Origin of the sequence: Phocaeicola plebeius (assembly GCF_003437535.1) — a bacterium.
In the GTDB taxonomy this organism is placed as follows: domain Bacteria; phylum Bacteroidota; class Bacteroidia; order Bacteroidales; family Bacteroidaceae; genus Phocaeicola; species Phocaeicola plebeius_A.
Map to the genome: position 1 here is coordinate 80,243 of NZ_QSQT01000009.1, position 19,145 is coordinate 99,387.

General features: G+C 45.7%; 17 protein-coding genes. 9 read left to right on the plus strand and 8 right to left on the minus strand.

What is annotated here, in order from left to right; all coding sequences use genetic code 11:
- Position 1: 1 nt before the first annotated feature.
- The 3 genes from DXD04_RS06120 to DXD04_RS06130 form a co-directional block, all read right to left on the minus strand.
- The gene (locus DXD04_RS06120) at positions 2-367 is read right to left on the minus strand and encodes a hypothetical protein (protein ID WP_117671772.1); all 366 of its coding nucleotides are present in this window, start codon (positions 365-367) and stop codon (positions 2-4) included.
- A gap of 46 nt (positions 368-413) precedes the next feature.
- Complete coding sequence (locus tag DXD04_RS06125; RefSeq protein WP_117671774.1) at positions 414-1,064, minus strand: response regulator; 651 nt, start codon at positions 1,062-1,064, stop codon at positions 414-416.
- Positions 1,065-1,141: 77 nt separating this feature from the next.
- A complete protein-coding gene (locus DXD04_RS06130) occupies positions 1,142-2,902 on the minus strand; it encodes a tetratricopeptide repeat-containing sensor histidine kinase (RefSeq protein WP_117671776.1) in 1,761 nt (586 codons plus the stop codon).
- Between the two features lie 111 nt (positions 2,903-3,013).
- Here DXD04_RS06130 and DXD04_RS06135 point away from each other — a divergent pair, with 111 nt between their 5' ends.
- Positions 3,014-3,481 (plus strand): nucleoside deaminase, encoded by a 468-nt coding sequence (locus DXD04_RS06135; protein WP_117671778.1) that lies wholly within the window; start codon positions 3,014-3,016, stop codon positions 3,479-3,481.
- A gap of 189 nt (positions 3,482-3,670) precedes the next feature.
- Here DXD04_RS06135 and DXD04_RS06140 read toward each other — a convergent pair whose 3' ends face one another.
- Positions 3,671-4,174, minus strand: a complete 504-nt coding sequence (locus DXD04_RS06140; protein ID WP_117671780.1) for an NUDIX hydrolase — start codon at positions 4,172-4,174, stop codon at positions 3,671-3,673.
- 18 nt (positions 4,175-4,192) lie between these two features.
- Positions 4,193-5,410, minus strand: a complete 1,218-nt coding sequence (locus tag DXD04_RS06145) for an S-adenosylmethionine:tRNA ribosyltransferase-isomerase (RefSeq protein ID WP_117671782.1) — start codon at positions 5,408-5,410, stop codon at positions 4,193-4,195.
- A 151-nt stretch (positions 5,411-5,561) separates the two neighbouring features.
- On the opposite strand from DXD04_RS06145, the gene DXD04_RS06150 reads away from it, so the two are divergent.
- Positions 5,562-6,614 carry a DUF2027 domain-containing protein gene (locus DXD04_RS06150; RefSeq protein WP_117671784.1) on the plus strand — a complete coding sequence of 351 codons (1,053 nt, stop codon included), beginning with the start codon at positions 5,562-5,564 and terminating at the stop codon, positions 6,612-6,614.
- Positions 6,615-6,619: 5 nt separating this feature from the next.
- Positions 6,620-7,030, plus strand: a complete 411-nt coding sequence (locus DXD04_RS06155) for a PaaI family thioesterase (RefSeq protein WP_117671786.1) — start codon at positions 6,620-6,622, stop codon at positions 7,028-7,030.
- A gap of 75 nt (positions 7,031-7,105) precedes the next feature.
- Here the strand turns inward: DXD04_RS06155 and DXD04_RS06160 are convergent, their stop codons facing one another.
- Complete coding sequence (locus DXD04_RS06160) at positions 7,106-8,392, minus strand: O-acetylhomoserine aminocarboxypropyltransferase/cysteine synthase family protein (protein WP_117671788.1); 1,287 nt, start codon at positions 8,390-8,392, stop codon at positions 7,106-7,108.
- A gap of 169 nt (positions 8,393-8,561) precedes the next feature.
- Between DXD04_RS06160 and DXD04_RS06165 the strand changes: the two genes are divergently transcribed.
- On the plus strand, positions 8,562-9,026 hold the full coding sequence (locus DXD04_RS06165; protein WP_007562030.1) for an Lrp/AsnC family transcriptional regulator: 465 nt from the start codon (positions 8,562-8,564) through the stop codon (positions 9,024-9,026).
- A gap of 175 nt (positions 9,027-9,201) precedes the next feature.
- Complete coding sequence (gene metF / locus DXD04_RS06170; protein ID WP_117671790.1) at positions 9,202-10,155, plus strand: methylenetetrahydrofolate reductase [NAD(P)H]; 954 nt, start codon at positions 9,202-9,204, stop codon at positions 10,153-10,155.
- A 13-nt stretch (positions 10,156-10,168) separates the two neighbouring features.
- Here metF and DXD04_RS06175 read toward each other — a convergent pair whose 3' ends face one another.
- Complete coding sequence (locus DXD04_RS06175) at positions 10,169-12,259, minus strand: alpha-L-fucosidase (RefSeq protein WP_117671792.1); 2,091 nt, start codon at positions 12,257-12,259, stop codon at positions 10,169-10,171.
- Between the two features lie 115 nt (positions 12,260-12,374).
- Here DXD04_RS06175 and DXD04_RS06180 point away from each other — a divergent pair, with 115 nt between their 5' ends.
- The 4 genes from DXD04_RS06180 (at position 12,375) to DXD04_RS06195 (ending at position 16,915) form a co-directional block, all read left to right on the plus strand.
- Complete coding sequence (locus tag DXD04_RS06180) at positions 12,375-13,079, plus strand: nucleoside-specific channel-forming Tsx family protein (RefSeq protein ID WP_117671794.1); 705 nt, start codon at positions 12,375-12,377, stop codon at positions 13,077-13,079.
- A 36-nt stretch (positions 13,080-13,115) separates the two neighbouring features.
- Positions 13,116-14,402 carry an NCS2 family permease gene (locus DXD04_RS06185; RefSeq protein ID WP_117671835.1) on the plus strand — a complete coding sequence of 429 codons (1,287 nt, stop codon included), beginning with the start codon at positions 13,116-13,118 and terminating at the stop codon, positions 14,400-14,402.
- 318 nt (positions 14,403-14,720) lie between these two features.
- Complete coding sequence (locus tag DXD04_RS06190; RefSeq protein ID WP_117671796.1) at positions 14,721-15,638, plus strand: ABC transporter ATP-binding protein; 918 nt, start codon at positions 14,721-14,723, stop codon at positions 15,636-15,638.
- 23 nt (positions 15,639-15,661) lie between these two features.
- Positions 15,662-16,915 carry an ABC transporter permease gene (locus DXD04_RS06195; protein WP_117671798.1) on the plus strand — a complete coding sequence of 418 codons (1,254 nt, stop codon included), beginning with the start codon at positions 15,662-15,664 and terminating at the stop codon, positions 16,913-16,915.
- A gap of 72 nt (positions 16,916-16,987) precedes the next feature.
- Here DXD04_RS06195 and scpA read toward each other — a convergent pair whose 3' ends face one another.
- Positions 16,988-19,141 carry a methylmalonyl-CoA mutase gene (gene scpA / locus DXD04_RS06200; protein ID WP_022054179.1) on the minus strand — a complete coding sequence of 718 codons (2,154 nt, stop codon included), beginning with the start codon at positions 19,139-19,141 and terminating at the stop codon, positions 16,988-16,990.
- Positions 19,142-19,145: the final 4 nt, after the last annotated feature.

The window sequence follows — 19,145 nt, forward strand, 5'->3', positions numbered from 1 at the left end:
GTTATTTTATTTTTTCGCAGGCTTCCAAGAATTTAGCAGTTGCTTCTTCGTATTTTTTCTTTAAGTCGTCAGACAGGTTCTTTTTCCAATCGGAAAGGGTGATACCATTTTCTTCACAGCACTTATCAATGTTCTTGCTGGTTTCTGCCATAATTTTCATGGCTTCTTGCGGATTGGGATTTTCCTTGATTTTGGCAGTCGCTTCCTCAATCAGGTTCATGATTTTGTCGTATACCGGGTCTGAAACTGGTTGAGAAACAGTTTCCTGGACGGCTTCATCAGAAGTGGATTTTTGTGCATTTCCGGAACAAGCTTGAGCGGCCAGTAGCATAAAGCAGGCAAGTCCTGCATAAATCAGTTTTTTCATGGTAGCAGATAATTTAGGTGAAACATAAAATAAAACAAAGCAATACTTATTTCAGCGGAATACTGAGATAACCTTTTGAAAGGGCTTTGATGACCAGGTCGGTGGCGTTCTTGGCCCCGAACTTCACCATCAGGTTTTTCCGGTGCCATTCTACTGTATTCTCTGAAATAAAGAGACATTCGGATATTTCGTGGGTACTCATTCCTTTGGCTATGGCTTTCAGCACGTCCAGTTCCCGAATGGTGGGAGCGGAATCAAGCGTGTCGGGCGTGTGTCCGATTTTATCTTTTTCTTTATAGAGTTTCTGAAACTGCGGGCAATAGTATTTTTTCCCCTTTAAAACAGCCTGTAAGGCTTTCTGTATGTATTTCCCTGCGGAAGATTTGAATACCACAGCGTCAATGTCAGGATGTTTCAGCTTGTTGACAATCCAGATTTCCTCGTGCATGGTGCTGACAATAATCTTGGCCTCCGGAGATTTCTGTTTAATCTGGTGAATCAGTTCAAAACCGTCTATATCAGGCAGGTCTAAATCGATGATATACAGATGAATTGAATGCAGAGCGAGCAAACTGCCCAGTTGTGAACCTGTTTGGGCAGTATAGATGTGTTCTATGCCTTCAGTCTGAAGAAGCAGGCTTTTTAGGCCTTCCAGCACAAGAGGATGGTCGTCTACGATGGCTACATTCAAATTCATGCAATACTTGTCTTTTTATTTGTTAACAAAAGTACGCAACCCTCTTGAGATAATGCCCACGGGAAGCCGTAGTTTTTCTATAGGAAAAGCGGAATAATGATTTGTATTTTTTCTGCTTCAACTGAAATGTGTCCTTTCATTGCCATCACTCTTTCTTTCATAGTTTGTAGCCCGATACCTTTTTCTGAGGTAGAGCTGAATTTCCCGTTGTGTGAAATGGTGAGTTCCAGATTCGGAAGTTTCCACTCCAGTGTGAGATGGATTTCCGTGGGGAAGGCATGTTTGAGCGCATTGCCGGTAGCCTCCTGAATGATGCGGTAGATGTTCAGACAATAAGTTTCCGGAAGTACAGACCAGTCGCATTCTTCGGGAAGAGTGGTCAGGGTGACTTTGCATGATGCAGAGGTCATCCGTTCTGCATAGTTCTGTAATACTTGCTTTAAAGTCGTTTCCTGGAAGGTAGGAGGAAGCAGTTCGTGGGATACACGTCGGATGTTCTCCCGACTGGTGCGCAGGAGTTCTTTCCACGATTCGTTGAGTGTGGAGGCATTCATCTCGAGTGCATACAGGTCGTTGCAAACGCCGTCGTGAAGTTCTTTGGCCAGACGGTTGCGTTCTTTCTCGAGCTCTTTCAGGTAGGCACGTGTGGCATTGCGTTCCGTATCGCGTTGCAAAGTTTCGAATTCACGCTTTTGTGCTTCTGCTTCTCTTTTCTGCCGTTCGATACGGAGTTTTTGTTTTTGGATAAAGTAGAGTGAAACGAAGGCCATTATAGCCATCAGGATTAACAGAAACGTAATCTTCAATTGCAGATTCTGCTTTTCCTTTTGACGCTTTTCCTGCAGCTTCTGGTACTCCAGCTCCTTTTTCTGGGTTTCATATTTCACGGAAAGCTCTTCCAGCTGGCGACTTTTTTCTTGCACGAACAACGAATCGCTGAGTGCCTTGGCCAATTCCAGCGTGTGGTAGGCCTGTGGAAATTCAGATAGTTCCTTGTAGACAAGATGAAGGTTGTTATACACGTCATATTGCAGGAACGGATAATTTTCGATGCCCGGCAGTTGCAGGATTTTCTGTGCAGTCTGAGTGGCAGCCTTCCATTCTTTACGGGTCTGCTGGACATAGAAAAGTACCTGATAGTAATTGACAAGTGCCATGGTAGAGTTGACCTTAGCGGCAAGTGCATTCGTTTGTTCTACCAGTTTCTGGATTTCTGAGGCAGATGCCTGGGTGCGGAACAAGGTCAGCAGGTAGTATGTGCGGGCACCAAGTTCCGTTTCGGGCTGTTGCAATTGCTGGGATAGGGCAATGGCTTTAGACAGATAGGTTTTGGCGGCTTCGTATTCTTCTTGAGTGATGAAAATGGAAGAACAGACGGTATAAATCTGTGTGCGGAATGACTTATCCTGACATTTATCGGCCTGCTTAACCGCATCTAAGGCGTATTTTACTGCCTGAGCCGGATTTTTCATATCCAAGTAAACCGTAGCCAAGTTGTTGTATAATGTGGTAATTGCCTGTAAGTTTTCTTCGTTGTTACCGGAAAGAAGGGGCGCATATTGCAGGGCTTTGTCGTAGGCGGCAATTGCTTCGGTGAGTTTCCCGGACGAGCGCAGGTAGACTCCTTGTGAAGTGTAGCATGACATCATGGCACAAGTATCCTTTTCTGTCATTGCAAGTTGAAGAGCTTGTTCGATAGCCCATAGGGCAGAATCTACCTTACCTGCCTGATAATAAGTATCGGCCGTTTCTGTCAGTTTTTCTACATCCGGCTTGGGAGTGACGGAAAAAAGAAAGCCGGGAATACACCATAACAAAATGAATAGGCGGTTTTTCATAGGCGGCTGTTATTATGTGTGGCTTTTGCAATATAGCTAAAAAGTTTGGATTATTCTATAGTTTTGTGTATTTTCATCAAGTTTTTTACGAATTACTAAAAATAATATGGTATGACGAAAGAAGAATTGATGCGTAAGGCTATTGAGTTGTCAGTGAAGAATGTAGCTGAAGGTGGCGGTCCTTTTGGTGCTGTCATTGCAAAGAACGGTGAGATTGTAGCTACGGGAGTAAACCGTGTGACGCCGGATTGCGACCCGACCGCCCATGCAGAAGTAAGTGCCATCCGTGCGGCAGCTAAGAAACTGGGTACATTCGACTTGAGTGGTTGTGAGATATATACTTCTTGTGAACCATGTCCCATGTGCTTAGGTGCAATCTATTGGGCACATCTGGACCGTATGTATTATGGAAATAACAAGCACGATGCAGCAGCTATCGGCTTTGACGATGCCTTTATTTATGAGGAACTGGATTTGAAACCGGCGGAAAGACGTCTGCCCTCAGAAGTTTTGTTGCCGGAAGAAGCTATTCGGGCTTTTCAGGACTGGACTGAAAAAACGGATAAGGTGGAATACTAAAATGATTGGGTAATAAGGCTGTAATGCCTTTATATTTTTTATGTTTCCCACGGCGGAACCGTACGTTTTTCATACCGGAAACGTAGGGTTTCGCTGTGGGAAACTTATGTTTTCCTTAGGGGAAACGTAATAAGGATAAGACTGTTTTACAGAAAAGTATGTAACGTTTTCTGTTTACTTTTGTTCTTGTTATTGTTGATGTAGAACTGTAGTGAATTCTCGTTCAAAATTGGGGGTGAAAACGTTTTTCCCTAAATTTTGCCGAATTTCATCCAGTGGCCAGAAACGTCCTCCTGCCAGTTCTTCACTGGGCGAGATAGGTCCGTCGAATACGGTTTTGTGCGAAAATACCAGTTCTTTTTCCCGGTCTGATTCAAATACATAATGTGTCAGCAGTTGAGGAGTAAAATTGGAAATGCCGAGTTCCTCTCCGGCTTCCCGTTTCAGTGCCATTTCCACGCTTTCTCCTAGGTCTACATGTCCTCCTACGGAGGTATCCCATTTTCCCGGTTGGATGTCTTTCCATTCCGGACGTTTTTGCAGATATAATTCTCCTTTGCTGTTGAATACATGCAAGTGGACTACCGGATGCAGCAGCTTGCTTCCGTTGTGGCATTCTCCTCGGGTAGCGGCACCTGTGATGTTTCCTTCTTCGTCTACGATGGGAAACATTTCTTCGCTATTGTCTGTCATTGTTTCTTCTGTTTGGGGTTAGGGGATAAGTAAAGATGAATCTCCGTAGCTCAGGAAGCGGAAATCATGCGCCAGCGCGTAATCGTAGATGGGACGCCAGTTTCCTTTCACAAAAGCAGAGACCAGTAACAGCAGGGTGCTTTGCGGCTGGTGGAAGTTGGTGACCATTTTCTTGACGATGTGGTAATTGTATCCCGGTGCAATGATGATCTGTGTACTGGTGTGCAGCGCATCGAGCTGGTTCCGGTCCATGTAGTCGAGTATCTGTTGCAGGGCTTCTGTGGTACTTAACTCCGGATGAGTTTCGTAGGGTTGCCATTGCTGTACGTGCAGTTCCTGCTGGCTGGCATCGGGGTGCTGTGACAAAGTGACACCGATGTAGTAAAGGCTCTCCAGTGTACGGACAGAAGTAGTTCCTACCGCCACGGCTTCACCTCCATGTGCCAGGAGCTTCTCTATGGTTCCACGGTTTACGGAAATGTATTCCGTATGCATTTCGTGGCCTTCTATTTCTTCACTTTTCACAGGTTTGAATGTGCCGGCTCCAACGTGTAGGGTGACTTCTTCCAAATCCACTCCTTTTTCTTTGAGAGCGTGCAATACGCGTTCCGTGAAATGCAGGCCGGCAGTCGGGGCGGCTACGGAACCTTTTATCTTCGAGTAGACGGTCTGGTAAGTTTCCTTGTCGCTTTCCTGTGTTTCTCTGTTCAGGTAGGGAGGAATGGGCAGTTCGCCGAAGAACTCCAGAATGTCGGCAAAGGTTACTTCCGGATTGTCCCAGGTGAAATCAATCCAGTGGCTGGTGCCGTGACATTCTCCACGAGTAGCAGTCAGCGTCAGTGTCTTTCCCTTTACTGTCATTTCCTTGTGCAGAGGGCCTTCTTTCCATTTCTTCAGGTTGCCAATCATGCAAAGCCAGGCCGCATGCTGGGTTTGCTGGAAGTTGAGTACATAGTCGTTGGGTTCGATGGGCTCCAGACAGAAAATCTCAATCAGCGCGCCGGTTTCCTTGCGGAAGTGCAGACGTGCCTGAATGACTTTCGTGTTGTTGAAAATCATGAGGGTACCGGGCTCCAGGTAGTCCGGAAGGGAGGTGAAATGTGTTTCACTGATTTGTCCGTGCTGATACACCAGCAGCTTGGACTGGTCGCGGACCGGCAGCGGAAATTTAGCGATGCGTTCATCCGGCAGCGGATAGTTGTAGTCGCTAATCTTTATATGTTTTGTTTCTTCCATGTCGTTTATTTTTTTGCAAAAGTACAACAAATAGCAGAATCCTCCTAACATAATAATTTTTTCGTGGACTTCCTTTTGCAGACTGCTGAATAATTTCCATATTCCGTGGAAAGTCGTTACATTTGTGAGTGTAATAAATTGAGGACAGATTATGAAAATAGGAGATAAAGTACGCTTCCTGAGTGAAGTAGGCGGTGGCATTGTCCGGGGATTTCAAGGAAAGGACATTGCTTTGGTGGAAGGAGAAGATGGTTTTGAAATTCCTATGCTGATTAGGGAGTGTGTGGTGATACAGACCGACGATTATAACATCCCGTTGAAATCTACAGCCAAGCCTTCTGCACCGGAAGTTGAAGAAGAAGAGGAGGAAGAAGAAAAGCCGATAACTTATCGGGCACCCGAAATACGTGGAAATGACGTACTGAATGTGTTTCTGGCTTATGTGCCGCAGGATGTAAAGTCCATATCCTCTACTGCATTTGATGCCTATCTGGTGAATGACAGTAACTATTTTATTGATTACTTGTATCTTTCGGCAGAGGGTAAGAGCTGGACTTTACGCAGCCGGGGAACGGTGAAACCGAACATGAAGATGCACCTGGAAGAGTTCGAAAAGAGTGCATTGAACGGTATGGAGCGTGTGGCCGTACAGCTTCTGGCTTATAAGGATGACCGTACCTTTCTACTGAAACAGGCGGTGAATCAGGAGTTGCGCATTGATACGGTGAAGTTTTACAAGTTGCATACTTTCCAGTCTTCCGACTTTTTTGAGGAACCGGCCTTGATTTATGAGATTGTCAAGGATGATGAAGCGGTAAAGCAGGTATATGTTTCGGCTGACGACATCAAGAATGCGCTGTTGCAGAAGAACGTGCAGGACGTACCGGCAAAGTTGCAGAAAAAGCAGCATGTGGTAAAGAATGAAATTGTGGAGGTCGACCTGCATATCCATGAACTGCTGGATGACACTACCGGTATGGGAAATGCCGAAATGCTGAATTATCAGCTGGATGTGTTCCGCAAGACATTGGAGGAATACAAGCAGAAGAAAGGGCAGCGGATTGTGTTTATTCACGGTAAAGGAGATGGTGTATTGCGTCGGGCTATCTTGGATGAGCTGAAACGTAAATATAAGACTTATCAATGGCAGGATGCTTCTTTCCGTGAATACGGTTTCGGAGCTACAATGGTTACAATTCACTAAAAGATATGGGAACGTTAAAAGAAATGCTGTCGGCCGACCGTTTTGCGGCTGAGGCTGGAGTGGAATTACTGGAAATCAGTCCGGGATATGCCAAAGCCCGGATGAAGGTGACTGAAAAGCATCTGAACGCCGGAGGAGTTTGTCAGGGAGGTGCATTGTTTACATTGGCCGATTTGGCATTTGCTGCTGTGGCCAATAGCCGTGGACGTCTGACTTTGTCACTGAATGCCAATATCACTTTTCTGCGTGCAATCAGTGAAGGGTATGTGTATGCAGAGGCTACCGAGACGTTCAATCATGGAAGGGTACCTTTCATTGAAGTGCGTCTGGTAGATGAGCAACAGCAGTTGATTGCAGTACTGACCAGTTCCGGATACCGGAAAAGCGAAGAATTGAATATCGACGAACTGGAATAAATTCGGCGTACAAAAGAATATGTCAAACGGAGAATGCGCGTTACTGAAATGGGCATTCTCCGTTTGTGTTTTGGGTTAGATTTGTTCAAGGGCCTGACTCAGGTCGGTAAGCAAATCTTCAATGTGCTCGGTTCCGATGGAAAGACGGATGGTAGACTGTGTGATGCCTTGTTCCGCCAGTTCCTGGTCGTTGAGCTGGGAGTGCGTCGTACTGGCCGGATGGATGACCAGCGATTTGACATCGGCTACATTGGCCAGCAGGGAGAATATCTCCAGATGGTCGATAAAGCGGTGTGCTTCCGTACGTCCGCCCTGGATTTCAAACGTGAAGATGGAGCCGGCACCTTTTGGGAAATATTTCTGATAGAGGGCCGGGGAAGTGTGCTCAGGAAGTGACGGATGGTTGACCTTTTTCACTTTAGGATGGTGCTGCAGGAAGTCTACTACCTTCAGCGCATTCTCTACGTGACGTTCCACTCTGAGCGAGAGGGTTTCCAGTCCTTGCAGAAGGAGGAAGGCATTGAACGGACTGATGGCGGCTCCGGTATCGCGTAACAGAATGGCGCGTATTCGGGTGATATAGGCCGCAGGACCTGCCACATCGGCAAAGCAAAGTCCGTGGTAACATGGGTCGGGACTTGTCAGTTGGGGGAATTTACCGGAAGCTTTCCAGTCGAATTTACCGGAATCCACAATGATACCTCCTAATGACGTGCCGTGTCCTCCGATAAACTTCGTGGCAGAATGTATAACGATGTCGGCACCATGTTCAATGGGACGCAGCAGATAAGGAGTAGCAAATGTGTTGTCAATCAGTAAAGGAATCTGATGACGGTGAGCTATTTCCGCAATGCGGGCGATGTCGACAAGCGTGCAGTTCGGATTTCCTAAACTTTCAATGAATATCGCCTTAGTATTGGGCTGGATGGCCTGTTCCACGTTTGCCGGTTCTTCTGCGTCTACAAAAGTGGTGTGTATCCCACGGCTGGGGAAAGTATGTGCCAGCAGGTTGTAAGTTCCTCCATAAATGGTACGGGCCGATACAATATGGTCACCGGTGCGCGTAATATTTTCAAACGCATAACTGATGGCGGCCGCTCCGGAGGCTACGGCCAGGGCAGCTACTCCTCCTTCCAATGCAGCTACTCGCTGTTCCAGTACACTTTGGGTGGGATTGGTCAGTCGGCCATAGATGTTTCCGCTGTCTTCCAGACTGAAACGGGCTGCGGCATGGGCCGAGTCATGAAAGACGTACGAAGTCGTCTGATAGATGGGGACTGCTCGTGCATCGGTCGTCGGATCGGGATTTTCTTGTCCCACATGTAACTGGAGGGTTTCGAAGTGTAGCTTAGTTCTATCCATAGTCGTAAGTGTGTAAAAGTGATTAAATGATACTGCAAAAGTAGTTTGTATGGTTATATCATCCAATATTTGCTGAAAATATGGAGAATTGTTCTATATAATGATGGTTTAAAAGAAAAAACTTGTAGATTTGCTGCCGTAAAACAATTCATAATAGAATAATATTCTTATGACAGAAAAACTGGATAAAGTGGATTTGCAGATTCTCCGTACGTTGCAGGAGAATGCCCGGTTGACCACTAAAGAGCTGGCGGCACAGGTCAGTCTGTCGTCTACTCCTGTATTTGAACGGTTGAAAAGGCTGGAGAGGGAAGGATACATCAAGAAGTACATTGCCGTGCTGGATGCCGACAAACTGAATCAGGGATTTGTGGTATTCTGTAATGTCAAATTGCGTCGGATGAATAAAGACATAGCGATGGAGTTCACCCGTATCATTCAGAACATTCCGGAGGTGACGGAGTGCTATAACATTTCCGGCAGTTACGATTATCTGCTGAAAATCCATGCTCCGAACATGAAATATTACCAGGAGTTTATTATTAATGTATTGGGTACAATTGACAGTCTGGGTTCGCTGGAAAGTATGTTTGTCATGGATGAAGTGAAGCATGACTATGGACTGCACATATAGGGACGTGAAATCCTTTTCTGTGTATTTATTCCATAAACAGAATAAAACATAGAATATTATTCTAATTCTATCCGTCTTTAATGGGAAAAACAGTCCGTTTTTTCTAAATATCTTCCGATTGTTGGTGGATAGCACTTTTGCTTGTATCTTTGCCGACAAATTATACAAATGCACTATGAAAGTAATAGATTTGATAAAGAATAGTAAGGAACCCGTGTTTTCCTTTGAGATTTTGCCACCGTTAAAGGGAAACAGTATACAAAAAGTATATCACATCATTGATAAGTTGAGGGAGTTTGACCCTAAATACATCAACATCACTTCACATCACAGTGAGATAGTGTATTTGCCGCAGCCCGATGGAAACCTGAAGAAGACTACGGTACGCAAGCGCCCCGGAACGGTAGCCATTGCCGCAGCCATTCAGAACAAGTATGGCATTCAGGCGGTGCCTCATATCATCTGTAAGGGATTTACGAAGGAGGAAACGGAATATGCCTTGCTCGACCTGAATTTCTTAGGCATTAATAACTTGTTGCTGCTGAGAGGAGATTCCAAGCCGCTGGACATTGCAGAAAAAGATTTGTGTCTGTACCATGAGCATGCCACCGATTTACAGGAACAGGTGAACCGTTTCAATCAGGGCTTTGGACTGGATGGTTCCAAGATAGAAGGAATTGAAACTCCTTTCTCTTACGGTATGGCTTGTTATCCGGAAAAGCATGAAGAAGCTCCCAATATGGAGTCCGACCTGTTCTACTTGAAAGAAAAGGTACGCAACGGAGCTGATTATGTGGTGACACAGATGTTTTTCGACAACGAGAAATACTATGCTTTCGTAGAGCGTTGCCGTCAGGAAGGTATTGACGTGCCCATTATTCCGGGAATCAAGCCTGTGGTATTTAAGAATCAGTTGAATGTATTGCCTAAAGTGTTCCGCACAGACATTCCAGAAGCCTTTGCTTCTGAACTTCGTAAATGTACGACGGACGAAGAAGTGAAAGCAGTAGGAGTGGAATGGTGCAAGGCACAGTGTAAGGATTTGTTGGCACACGGAGTTCCGGGCCTGCACTTTTACACATTCATGGCATCCGATAGTGTATATAAGGTAGCCAAAGAGGTGTATTAACCTCTTTGACTTTTTACATCGCAATCCTTCTTAACCGGATACGCAGGTTGAATAATTCAGCATCTGTGTGCGGGGAAGAGGGATTGTGTGGTTTTATAGTGAGGCTATGCTCTTTTCCGTTCACCGCATCTGGAATAATGAAATCCTGACGGTAAGCTTTCTGTTCCTCGGCAGGTCGCAGCAGATAAGCCGCTTCGTCTTCAAAACGGTTATAGCTGCGGAGGATTACCTGGTTCTTTCCTTTCTTCAGTGGAAGAATCACTTTTTCCGTACGGAACTTCGTGCGATACGGATTCAGATGCTTGGCTATCAGTTTTCCGTTCAGGTAGACCTCCATTCCATTTCCGGCACCAATTTCCGCCAGAATATGCTGTGAACGCGGAGAGTCTATTTCTCGCATCACATAATAGCTGGATAGAATCGGGCAGGCAACCTTGTCACTGTCTTTATCTATTTTGGTCCAGGTTTTACCGGATACAGGTGCATGCTGTAAGTCTGCATCCAGTTTCTCTGCCGAATGGAACACTCCGCTGCCGGGACCACATACGTAGGTATCTCCCCAGGTGGTACCTGAAAAAGCCGTTTCTTTTATCTCTTTTCCTTTGTCCAGTGTTACGGAGTAGGTCTTTCCATCCAATATCAGGTCTATTTCTCTTCCTGCTTCCTGTGAAGTGTAGATAATCTCCAATTGTTTCAACAGAAGTTGTTCGAAATTCCAGCTGTAGCCCGTAATGCTGCGGTAGTTCGTATAGTAATCAAAACAGGAGTAACTGTATTGCGGCGTAGCGTTGCGAGGAGTAAGCACGGCATTTCTAATGGTCTTTCCTGGGAACGGTTCAATCTTTTTATCGAAGGAAAGAGTCAATACGTGTATTTGTTTGTCCTTGTAGGCTGAGGCCGGTACGGTCAATACTACCTCGTCCCCATATTGCAGGTAAGTAGCCATTTTCCCGTCTCCTTTCTGCAGAAGATAGCCGGGCATTTGCAGGGTGATTTTTCCCTCTGCCGGATATTTCCCGGAGAGAAACAAGTACAGGTGATTGTCTTTGCGTGTTACTTCTCCCCATGTAAACTCTTCCTGGAAAGGAGAAGCTTCCGTTTGATATACAGCGTAGCCATAGCGGGAAAGCCAGTCGCCCATCTGTTCCAACACTTCTTTCTCAAAGTCAACTACTGCTCCGTTTCCCTTCGGACCGATGTTTAGCAGGTAGTTTCCTCCTCTGGAAACCACATTAATCAGGCTTCGTGTCTTTTCACGTACTTTGCTTTCTATGCTTCCCCGGTCTTGCCATGCTCTGTATCCCCAGGTCTCATTGAACATGGATGCGGCACTTTGCCAGGGAGCATGAAGGGTTTTATCCGGATAGTCATTGTCTGCCATTACGCAGAAATCATACTGGTCGTTGCCCAGGCGTCCGCTCACCATGCAGTCGGGCTGGTAGTGGTGTACCAGTTCATACAGTTCCTTACTTTGTGCCGGGGTGTTTGCTCCCATGTCAAACCAGAGTTCAGAAATCTTTCCATAATTGGTAAGGAGTTCCTTCAGTTGGGCTTTTGAAAAAGCATGGTGTGCTTCTGTAATAAAGTCAGCGTTATGAGGAGACATGGGTGATGCATACGGATAGTGCCAGTCGATAAGCGAATAGTACAGTCCGAACCGTAGTCCATGACGGCGGGCAGCTTCCGACATTTCTTTCACGAAATCTCGTTTGCATGGAGTCGCATCGTATGAGTTGAAGGAAGTAGTAGCCGTTTTGAACAGGCAGAAGCCGTCATGGTGTTTGCTGGTCAGGATAATGGAATGCATTCCCGCCTTTTTTGCCAGTACAGCAATGGAGTCAGCATTAAACTGTGTCGGATTAAACTGGCCGGCAATTTTTTCGTAGTCTTTCTTGGAAATTGGGGCAAAAGCCTGAATCTGTTCACTGTATCCATTCTTCACCTGTTTACCCTGCCATACCCCGCCTAATTGTGAGTAAAGTCCGAAGTGGATAAACATGGAATATTTGTCTCCGTGCCATTGGCGGAAGGCTTCTTGAGATACCTGGCCTTTTGCTCCCAGGCCTATCACACACATCAATAGAATGATTAACAGTTTTTTCATGGCTTCTTATTTATGCTCTTTAAGAGCAAAGATAACGAGTTCTTTGTTTTTATACCGCTTTTTTATGTAATTTTGCAGCCGATTTTAAAAACCATTAAAAGTACGTTAAATTAAAATGAAAAAATTATTTCTTTTTGCGTTTATTCTTCTTTCTGTATGCGCAGGAAAAGTGATGGCTCAGAACATTCAGTTGCATTATGACTTGGGGCGTGCCTTGTATAAATCATTGGACGAACGTCCGTGGGTGACTACAACGGTCGAGATGTTCAAGGCAGACAAGTGGGGTAGCACTTATTTCTTTGTCGATATGGATTATACAGACAAAGGAGTGTCATCTGCTTATTGGGAAATCAGCCGTGAACTGAAATTCTGGAAGGCTCCTGTTTCTGCACATGTAGAATACAACGGAGGTTTGAATTATATCAACAATGCCTTCTTGGGAGGTGCTACCTACTCATGGAACAGTAATGATTTTTCCAAGGTATTCGGCGTACAGGTGCTGTATAAATATATTCAGAAGAATGAAAAACCGCATAACTTTCAGTTGACGGGTACATGGACCCTGAATTTCTGTAAGGAAAAATTTACTTTCAGCGGATTTGCGGATTTCTGGCGTGAGAAACATTTTGATGCAGATGGAAACAACCACGACTTTGTATTCATCAGTGAACCGCAGTTCTGGGTAAACCTGAATAAGTTTAAGCATGTAAACAAAGACTTGAACCTGAGCGTAGGTACAGAATGGGAATTGAGTACGGATTTTGCCGATCGTAACGGATTCTACTTCATCCCGACACTGGCCATGAAGTGGTCTTTCTAAACCGGTTGAATCATTTAAAGCAATTATAAAATGAAAATGCTGGAAAAATTATTCGGTTTTAACCCTCGTGAGACGCGTGTGCGTACGGAAATCTTGGCCGGAATCACGACCTTTCTGACCATGGCCTATATTTTGGCTGTCAATCCCAACATTCTGGCGGCTACAGGTATGGACAAGGGAGCGCTTTTCACAACAACAGTCATCGCTTCGGCTTTTGCTACATTGTTGATGGCCTTTTATGCCAAATTGCCTTTCGGACTGGCACCGGGAATGGGGTTGAATGCGTTTTTTGCCTATACCGTTTGTCTTACGCTGGGCTATACCTGGCAGTTTGCTCTGACTGCCGTACTTTTGGAAGGAATCATATTCATTCTGCTGACGGTTACCAATTTGCGTGAAAAAATCGTAGATGCGTTGCCCTTGAGCCTTCGCAATGCCATTGGTGCAGGTATCGGTTTGTTCATTGCGTTCATCGGTTTGCAGAATGCCGGTATCATTGTGAATAACGATGCGACTTTGATTTCATTGGGAAATATTACTTCTGGTTCGGCCTTGCTGGGCATTATCGGCCTGCTGATTACTTCCATCTTGCTGGTGAAGAAAGTCCGTGGAGCCTTGCTGATAGGAATCTTGCTGACTACTGTTATCGGTATTCCTATGGGATTGACGCATCTGGATGGCGTGTTGAGCACTCCTCCTTCTATCGAACCCATTTTCTTCCAGTTCCAGTGGGAGCATATCTTTACAAAGGAAATGGTGATTGTAGTGTTTACTTTCCTGTTTGTAGATATGTTTGATACCATCGGTACGTTGGTCGGAGTGACTACAAAGGCCGGAATGGTGACAAAAGATGGAAAGATTCCTCACCTGAAGCAAGCCTTTTTGGTGGATGCCATCGGAACAACAGCCGGTGCCATGCTGGGTACCAGTACCATTACCACCTTCGTGGAAAGTGCTTCCGGAGTGGGCGAAGGCGGACGTAGTGGACTGACTTCCTTTGTTACGGCAGTGTGCTTCCTTCTGTCATTGTTTTTGGCTCCGTTCTTTTTGGCAGTACCGGGTGCAGCTACGGCTCCCGTATTGATTCTGGTAGGTCTGATGATGATGTCTTCTGTGAAGAAAGTCGATTTTATGGATTACTCAGAAGCCATTCCGGCGTTTATCTGTATCATCTTTATGCCTTTGGCTTACAGCATCTCCGATGGAATCGTGTTGGGAATGATCAGCTACGTCCTGATTAATCTGTTGTGCGGACATACCAAGAAGTTTACACCGGCCATGTATATTCTGGCCTTCATCTTTGTCTTTAAGTTCTTCCTGTAAGCTTTTCATTCTATTGGAATTTGTTGCGGAAATGCCTGAGTAGTTACTGCGGGCATTTCCGCTTTTTTTCTCCCTGAAGGCCGTTTTTCCTTTTCTTTCAAACGCCTTTACGTTCAATTCAAAACGCACTTGCGTTTAAGATCAAACGTAAGTGCGTTTTACTTCAAACGCACTTACGTTTTAGGTCAAACGCCCTTGCGTTTTTTTCTTGTCTGCTTTTTATGCAGAAAATAAGAACAGTTTTCTTTACTTTGCATGAAATTGATAACTTTGTGAAACTTATATCTTTTAAATGTTCAATTTTTAACAAGTAACAACATGAATGATTCTTTTTTGGAAACACGACAGGTCGTAAAACGGTATGCCAACCATACGGCGCTGGATGGAGTAAGCATCGCAGTGCCCGAAGGACAGGTATTTGGTTTGCTGGGACCCAATGGGGCAGGAAAGACCACGCTGATTCGTATTATCAACCGTATTACAGCTCCCGATGCCGGTGAGGTGTGGTTTGACGGACGACTCTCACGCCCGGAAGATATTTATTCCATTGGCTATCTTCCCGAAGAACGTGGACTTTACAAAAAAATGAAGGTGGGCGAACAGGCCATCTATCTGGCACAATTGAAAGGATTAAGCCGTCAGGAGGCCAAGAAAAGACTAACCGACTGGTTTGAGCGCTTTGAAATTATGCCTTGGTGGAACAAGAAACTGGAGGAACTTTCCAAAGGTATGCAGCAGAAAGTGCAGTTTGTCATTACCGTGTTGCATCGTCCCCGCCTGCTGATTTTCGACGAACCGTTTTCAGGCTTTGACCCGGTAAATGCGGAACTGCTGAAAAGAGAAATCCTGAAATTGAAAGACGAGGGACATACCATTATCTTCTCTACGCACAACATGGCTTCTGTGGAGGAAATCTGCGACCATATTGCACTAATCAATCATTCAAAGGTGGTGTTGCAGGGAGCGGTAACAGACATTCGTTCACGTTATAAAAGCAATCAGTATGAACTGATGATGCAGTCTTCGAAACCGTTACAGAATTCGGATACCTTTGAAATTGTCAGCAGTGAGGTGCAGGATGAGCAGACGGTAAACTATAAACTGCGGAAGCTCACTTCCATTTCCAATTCTGAGTTATTGTCACTTGTAGGTGCGCAGGGCGAAATCTGCAAGTTTACCGAATGTATCCCTTCCATGAACGATATCTTTATCCGTACGGTAGAGGGGAAAATCTAATCAAAAAAATAAATCTTTCAGTTATGAACAAGACATGGATTATTATTCAGCGTGAATTCATAAACCGGGTAAGCAAAAAGTCGTTTATCCTGCTTACCATATTGATGCCGTTCATTTTTGCGGCACTTATTTTTGTCCCGTTGTGGTTATCCACGGTCAAGGGCGGAGACCAGAAACAGGTAGCCATTATTGATGCCACCATGAAATATCTTCCTCAGTTTAAAGACGATGAATCCTGGCATTTTGTGGGAGTTCCCCAGATGGAAGCCTCTTTTCGAAGTGACTCCACACAGTTTGATGCCGTGGTAGAAATCAAGGCCGACCTGGCTGAACATCCGGAGGCCGTAACGATTTATTCGCGGAAAGAAGTTCCTAACAGTCTTTCGCGCCTGGTGAGTGAGACGCTTGACGAGCAGGTACGTCAGGACAAGCTGCTGCATTATGACATTCCGCAGTTGCCTTCCATCATGCAGGATGTGAACCGCAAGTTGAATATCCGCACGGTAAAATGGGGAGAAGACGGGAGTGAGAGTGAATCCAACGCAGGAGCGGCTATGGCAGCCGGTATGGTGCTGACTTTTCTGATTTACATGTTTGTGATGTCATACGGAGGTATGGTTATGCAAAGTGTGATGGAAGAAAAGACCAACCGCATTGTAGAAGTGATTGTTTCTTCTGTTAAGCCCTTTCAGTTGATGATTGGAAAAATTATCGGTATCGGACTGGTCGGTGTGGCACAGCTGGCTATCTGGGCGGTGTTGATTATAGTATTGTTGGCTGTAGCCGGGGGAATCTCTGGTAGTTCGCCCGAACTGATGGGAGGAGCATCTGGTTTGCTGGCAACTCTTCAGGGACTGAATCTGGCCAAGATGGGAGGATTCTTTGTCTTGAACTTTATCGGAGGGTACCTGGTGTATGCTTCCATATTTGCAGCTATCGGTGCGGCCATCAACGGGCAGGAAGACTCTCAGCAGTTTATGATGCCGATTGTTCTTCTGTTGATTTTTGCCCTCTATGCAGGTATTTACAGCTCCGATAACCCCGACGGACCGTTGGCTATCTGGTGTTCCATGATTCCGTTTACTTCACCTATTGTCATGATGGTGCGTCTGCCTTTCGATGTACCGGTGTGGGAAACGATGCTGTCTGTAGTTATTCTGTACGTTGCCGCTTTCGGCATGATTTGGATAGCCGGAAAGATTTATCGGGTAGGTATCCTGATGTATGGAAAGAAACCTTCTTTCAAGGAAATGATTCGCTGGATTACGTATAAGTAAGTTATAGTAATTATCATAAAAAAGCGTTCCGGATTCGAAATCCGGAACGCTTTTTTATGGTGAAAATTATTTTTATTCCTCTTCTGCCTCTAACAACAGTTCCATTACCTGGCAGGCCGATTTAGCTACGGAAGTACCCGGACCAAAGATAGCCATTACACCGGCTTTATACAAGAAATCGTAGTCCTGTGCCGGGATGACACCACCTGCAAAGACCAGAATATCTTCGCGGCCCAGACGTTTCAATTCGGCAATGATTTGCGGAATCAAAGTCTTGTGTCCGGCAGCCAATGAAGAAACTCCCACTGCATGAACGTCGTTTTCTACAGCTTCGCGAGCGGCTTCTTCCGGAGTCTGGAACAACGGGCCCATATCCACGTCGAAACCACAGTCCGCAAATCCGGTAGCTACTACCTTGGCACCACGGTCGTGTCCGTCCTGTCCCATCTTGGCAATCATGACACGCGGACGACGGCCTTCTTTCTTCGCAAATTCTTCGGTCAGTTCGCAAGCCCGTGCGAAATCTGCATCCTTTTTACTTTCTGATGAATACACGCCTGATATTGTTCTGATAATTGCTTTATAACGTCCTACGACTTTTTCGCAGGCGTCAGATATTTCTCCCAGTGTGGCACGTACGCGAGCAGCTTCTACGGCTAGTTCCAGTAAGTTGCCCTTGCCTGTGCGTACGCATTCGGTAATAGCCTCCAATGCCTTGTCCACTTCAGCCTGGTTACGGCCTTCTTTCAGGCGGCGCAGGTTTTCAATCTGTTCCTGGCGTACGGCTGTGTTGTCCACTTCCAGAATATCAATCGGGTCTTCTTTTTCCAGACGATATTTGTTTGTACCCACGATAGTCTGTTCACCCGAGTCGATACGAGCCTGAGTACGTGCAGCAGCTTCTTCGATACGCATTTTCGGAATACCGGTTTCGATGGCTTTGGCCATACCGCCTAGTTTCTCGATTTCCTGAATGTGTTCCCAAGCCTTGTGAGCCAGTTCGTTGGTCAATGCTTCTACGTAGTAAGAACCGCCCCACGGGTCTACGTTCTTACAAATCTGCGTTTCTTCCTGAATGTAAATCTGAGTATTACGTGCAATACGTGCCGAGAAGTCGGTCGGAAGGGCAATCGCTTCGTCCAATGCGTTGGTATGCAGTGACTGCGTATGTCCCAATGCGGCAGCCATGGCTTCGATACAGGTACGTCCTACGTTGTTGAACGGATCCTGTTCGGTCAGTGACCATCCTGAAGTCTGTGAGTGTGTACGCAGTGCCAGTGATTTCGGGTTCTTCGGATTGAACTGTTTTACAATCTTGGCCCACAGCATACGTGCGGCACGCATCTTGGCTATTTCCATAAAGTGGTTCATACCGATGGCCCAGAAGAACGACAGACGCGGAGCAAAAGCATCAATGTCAATACCGGCAGCCACTCCTGCACGGAGGTATTCCAATCCGTCGGCCAGTGTATAAGCCAGTTCAATGTCGGCAGTGGCCCCCGCTTCCTGCATGTGGTATCCCGAAATAGAGATAGAGTTGAATTTCGGCATCTTCTGAGAAGTATATTCAAAGATGTCAGAAATAATCTTCATGGAGAAGGCAGGCGGATAAATATAGGTGTTACGCACCATGAACTCTTTCAGAATATCGTTCTGGATGGTTCCGGCCATTTCTTCCAGTTTGGCACCCTGTTCCAGTCCGGCATTAATATAGAATGCCATGACAGGAAGTACCGCACCGTTCATGGTCATGGAAACAGACATTTTGTTCAATGGAATACCGTCGAAAAGCACTTTCATGTTTTCCAGTGAACAGATAGATACTCCGGCTTTACCTACGTCGCCCACTACACGCGGATGGTCAGGGTCGTATCCACGGTGTGTCGGAAGGTCGAAAGCTACTGACAATCCTTTCTGACCGGAAGCCAAGTTACGACGGTAGAATGCGTTTGACTCTTCGGCGGTAGAGAATCCAGCATACTGACGGATAGTCCACGGGCGGAAGGTGTACATCATAGAGTATGGGCCACGAAGATAAGGAGGAATACCGGCTGCATAGTTCAGGTGTTCCATACCCTCCAGGTCTTCTTTCGTGTATACAGGTTTCACCTGAATCTGTTCAGGCGTTTTCCAGTTGGCAGTGATGCCATTTTCTTTCTGCCATTCCATGCCATTCTGCGGATGGAAACCGGCAAATATATCGATTTGTTTGAAATTCTGTCTCATAGTT

Coding starts and splice junctions, on each gene's coding strand:
- metF (WP_117671790.1), top strand. CDS start 9,202: ATGAAAGTAATAGATTTGATAAAGAATAGTAAGGAACCCGTGTTTTCC.
- DXD04_RS06185 (WP_117671835.1), top strand. CDS start 13,116: ATGCTGGAAAAATTATTCGGTTTTAACCCTCGTGAGACGCGTGTGCGT.
- DXD04_RS06145 (WP_117671782.1), bottom strand. CDS start 5,410: ATGGAAGAAACAAAACATATAAAGATTAGCGACTACAACTATCCGCTG.
- scpA (WP_022054179.1), bottom strand. CDS start 19,141: ATGAGACAGAATTTCAAACAAATCGATATATTTGCCGGTTTCCATCCG.
- DXD04_RS06130 (WP_117671776.1), bottom strand. CDS start 2,902: ATGAAAAACCGCCTATTCATTTTGTTATGGTGTATTCCCGGCTTTCTT.
- DXD04_RS06190 (WP_117671796.1), top strand. CDS start 14,721: ATGAATGATTCTTTTTTGGAAACACGACAGGTCGTAAAACGGTATGCC.
- DXD04_RS06155 (WP_117671786.1), top strand. CDS start 6,620: ATGGGAACGTTAAAAGAAATGCTGTCGGCCGACCGTTTTGCGGCTGAG.
- DXD04_RS06120 (WP_117671772.1), bottom strand. CDS start 367: ATGAAAAAACTGATTTATGCAGGACTTGCCTGCTTTATGCTACTGGCC.
- DXD04_RS06180 (WP_117671794.1), top strand. CDS start 12,375: ATGAAAAAATTATTTCTTTTTGCGTTTATTCTTCTTTCTGTATGCGCA.
- DXD04_RS06195 (WP_117671798.1), top strand. CDS start 15,662: ATGAACAAGACATGGATTATTATTCAGCGTGAATTCATAAACCGGGTA.
- DXD04_RS06165 (WP_007562030.1), top strand. CDS start 8,562: ATGACAGAAAAACTGGATAAAGTGGATTTGCAGATTCTCCGTACGTTG.
- DXD04_RS06150 (WP_117671784.1), top strand. CDS start 5,562: ATGAAAATAGGAGATAAAGTACGCTTCCTGAGTGAAGTAGGCGGTGGC.
- DXD04_RS06125 (WP_117671774.1), bottom strand. CDS start 1,064: ATGAATTTGAATGTAGCCATCGTAGACGACCATCCTCTTGTGCTGGAA.
- DXD04_RS06135 (WP_117671778.1), top strand. CDS start 3,014: ATGACGAAAGAAGAATTGATGCGTAAGGCTATTGAGTTGTCAGTGAAG.
- DXD04_RS06160 (WP_117671788.1), bottom strand. CDS start 8,392: ATGGATAGAACTAAGCTACACTTCGAAACCCTCCAGTTACATGTGGGA.
- DXD04_RS06175 (WP_117671792.1), bottom strand. CDS start 12,259: ATGAAAAAACTGTTAATCATTCTATTGATGTGTGTGATAGGCCTGGGA.
- DXD04_RS06140 (WP_117671780.1), bottom strand. CDS start 4,174: ATGACAGACAATAGCGAAGAAATGTTTCCCATCGTAGACGAAGAAGGA.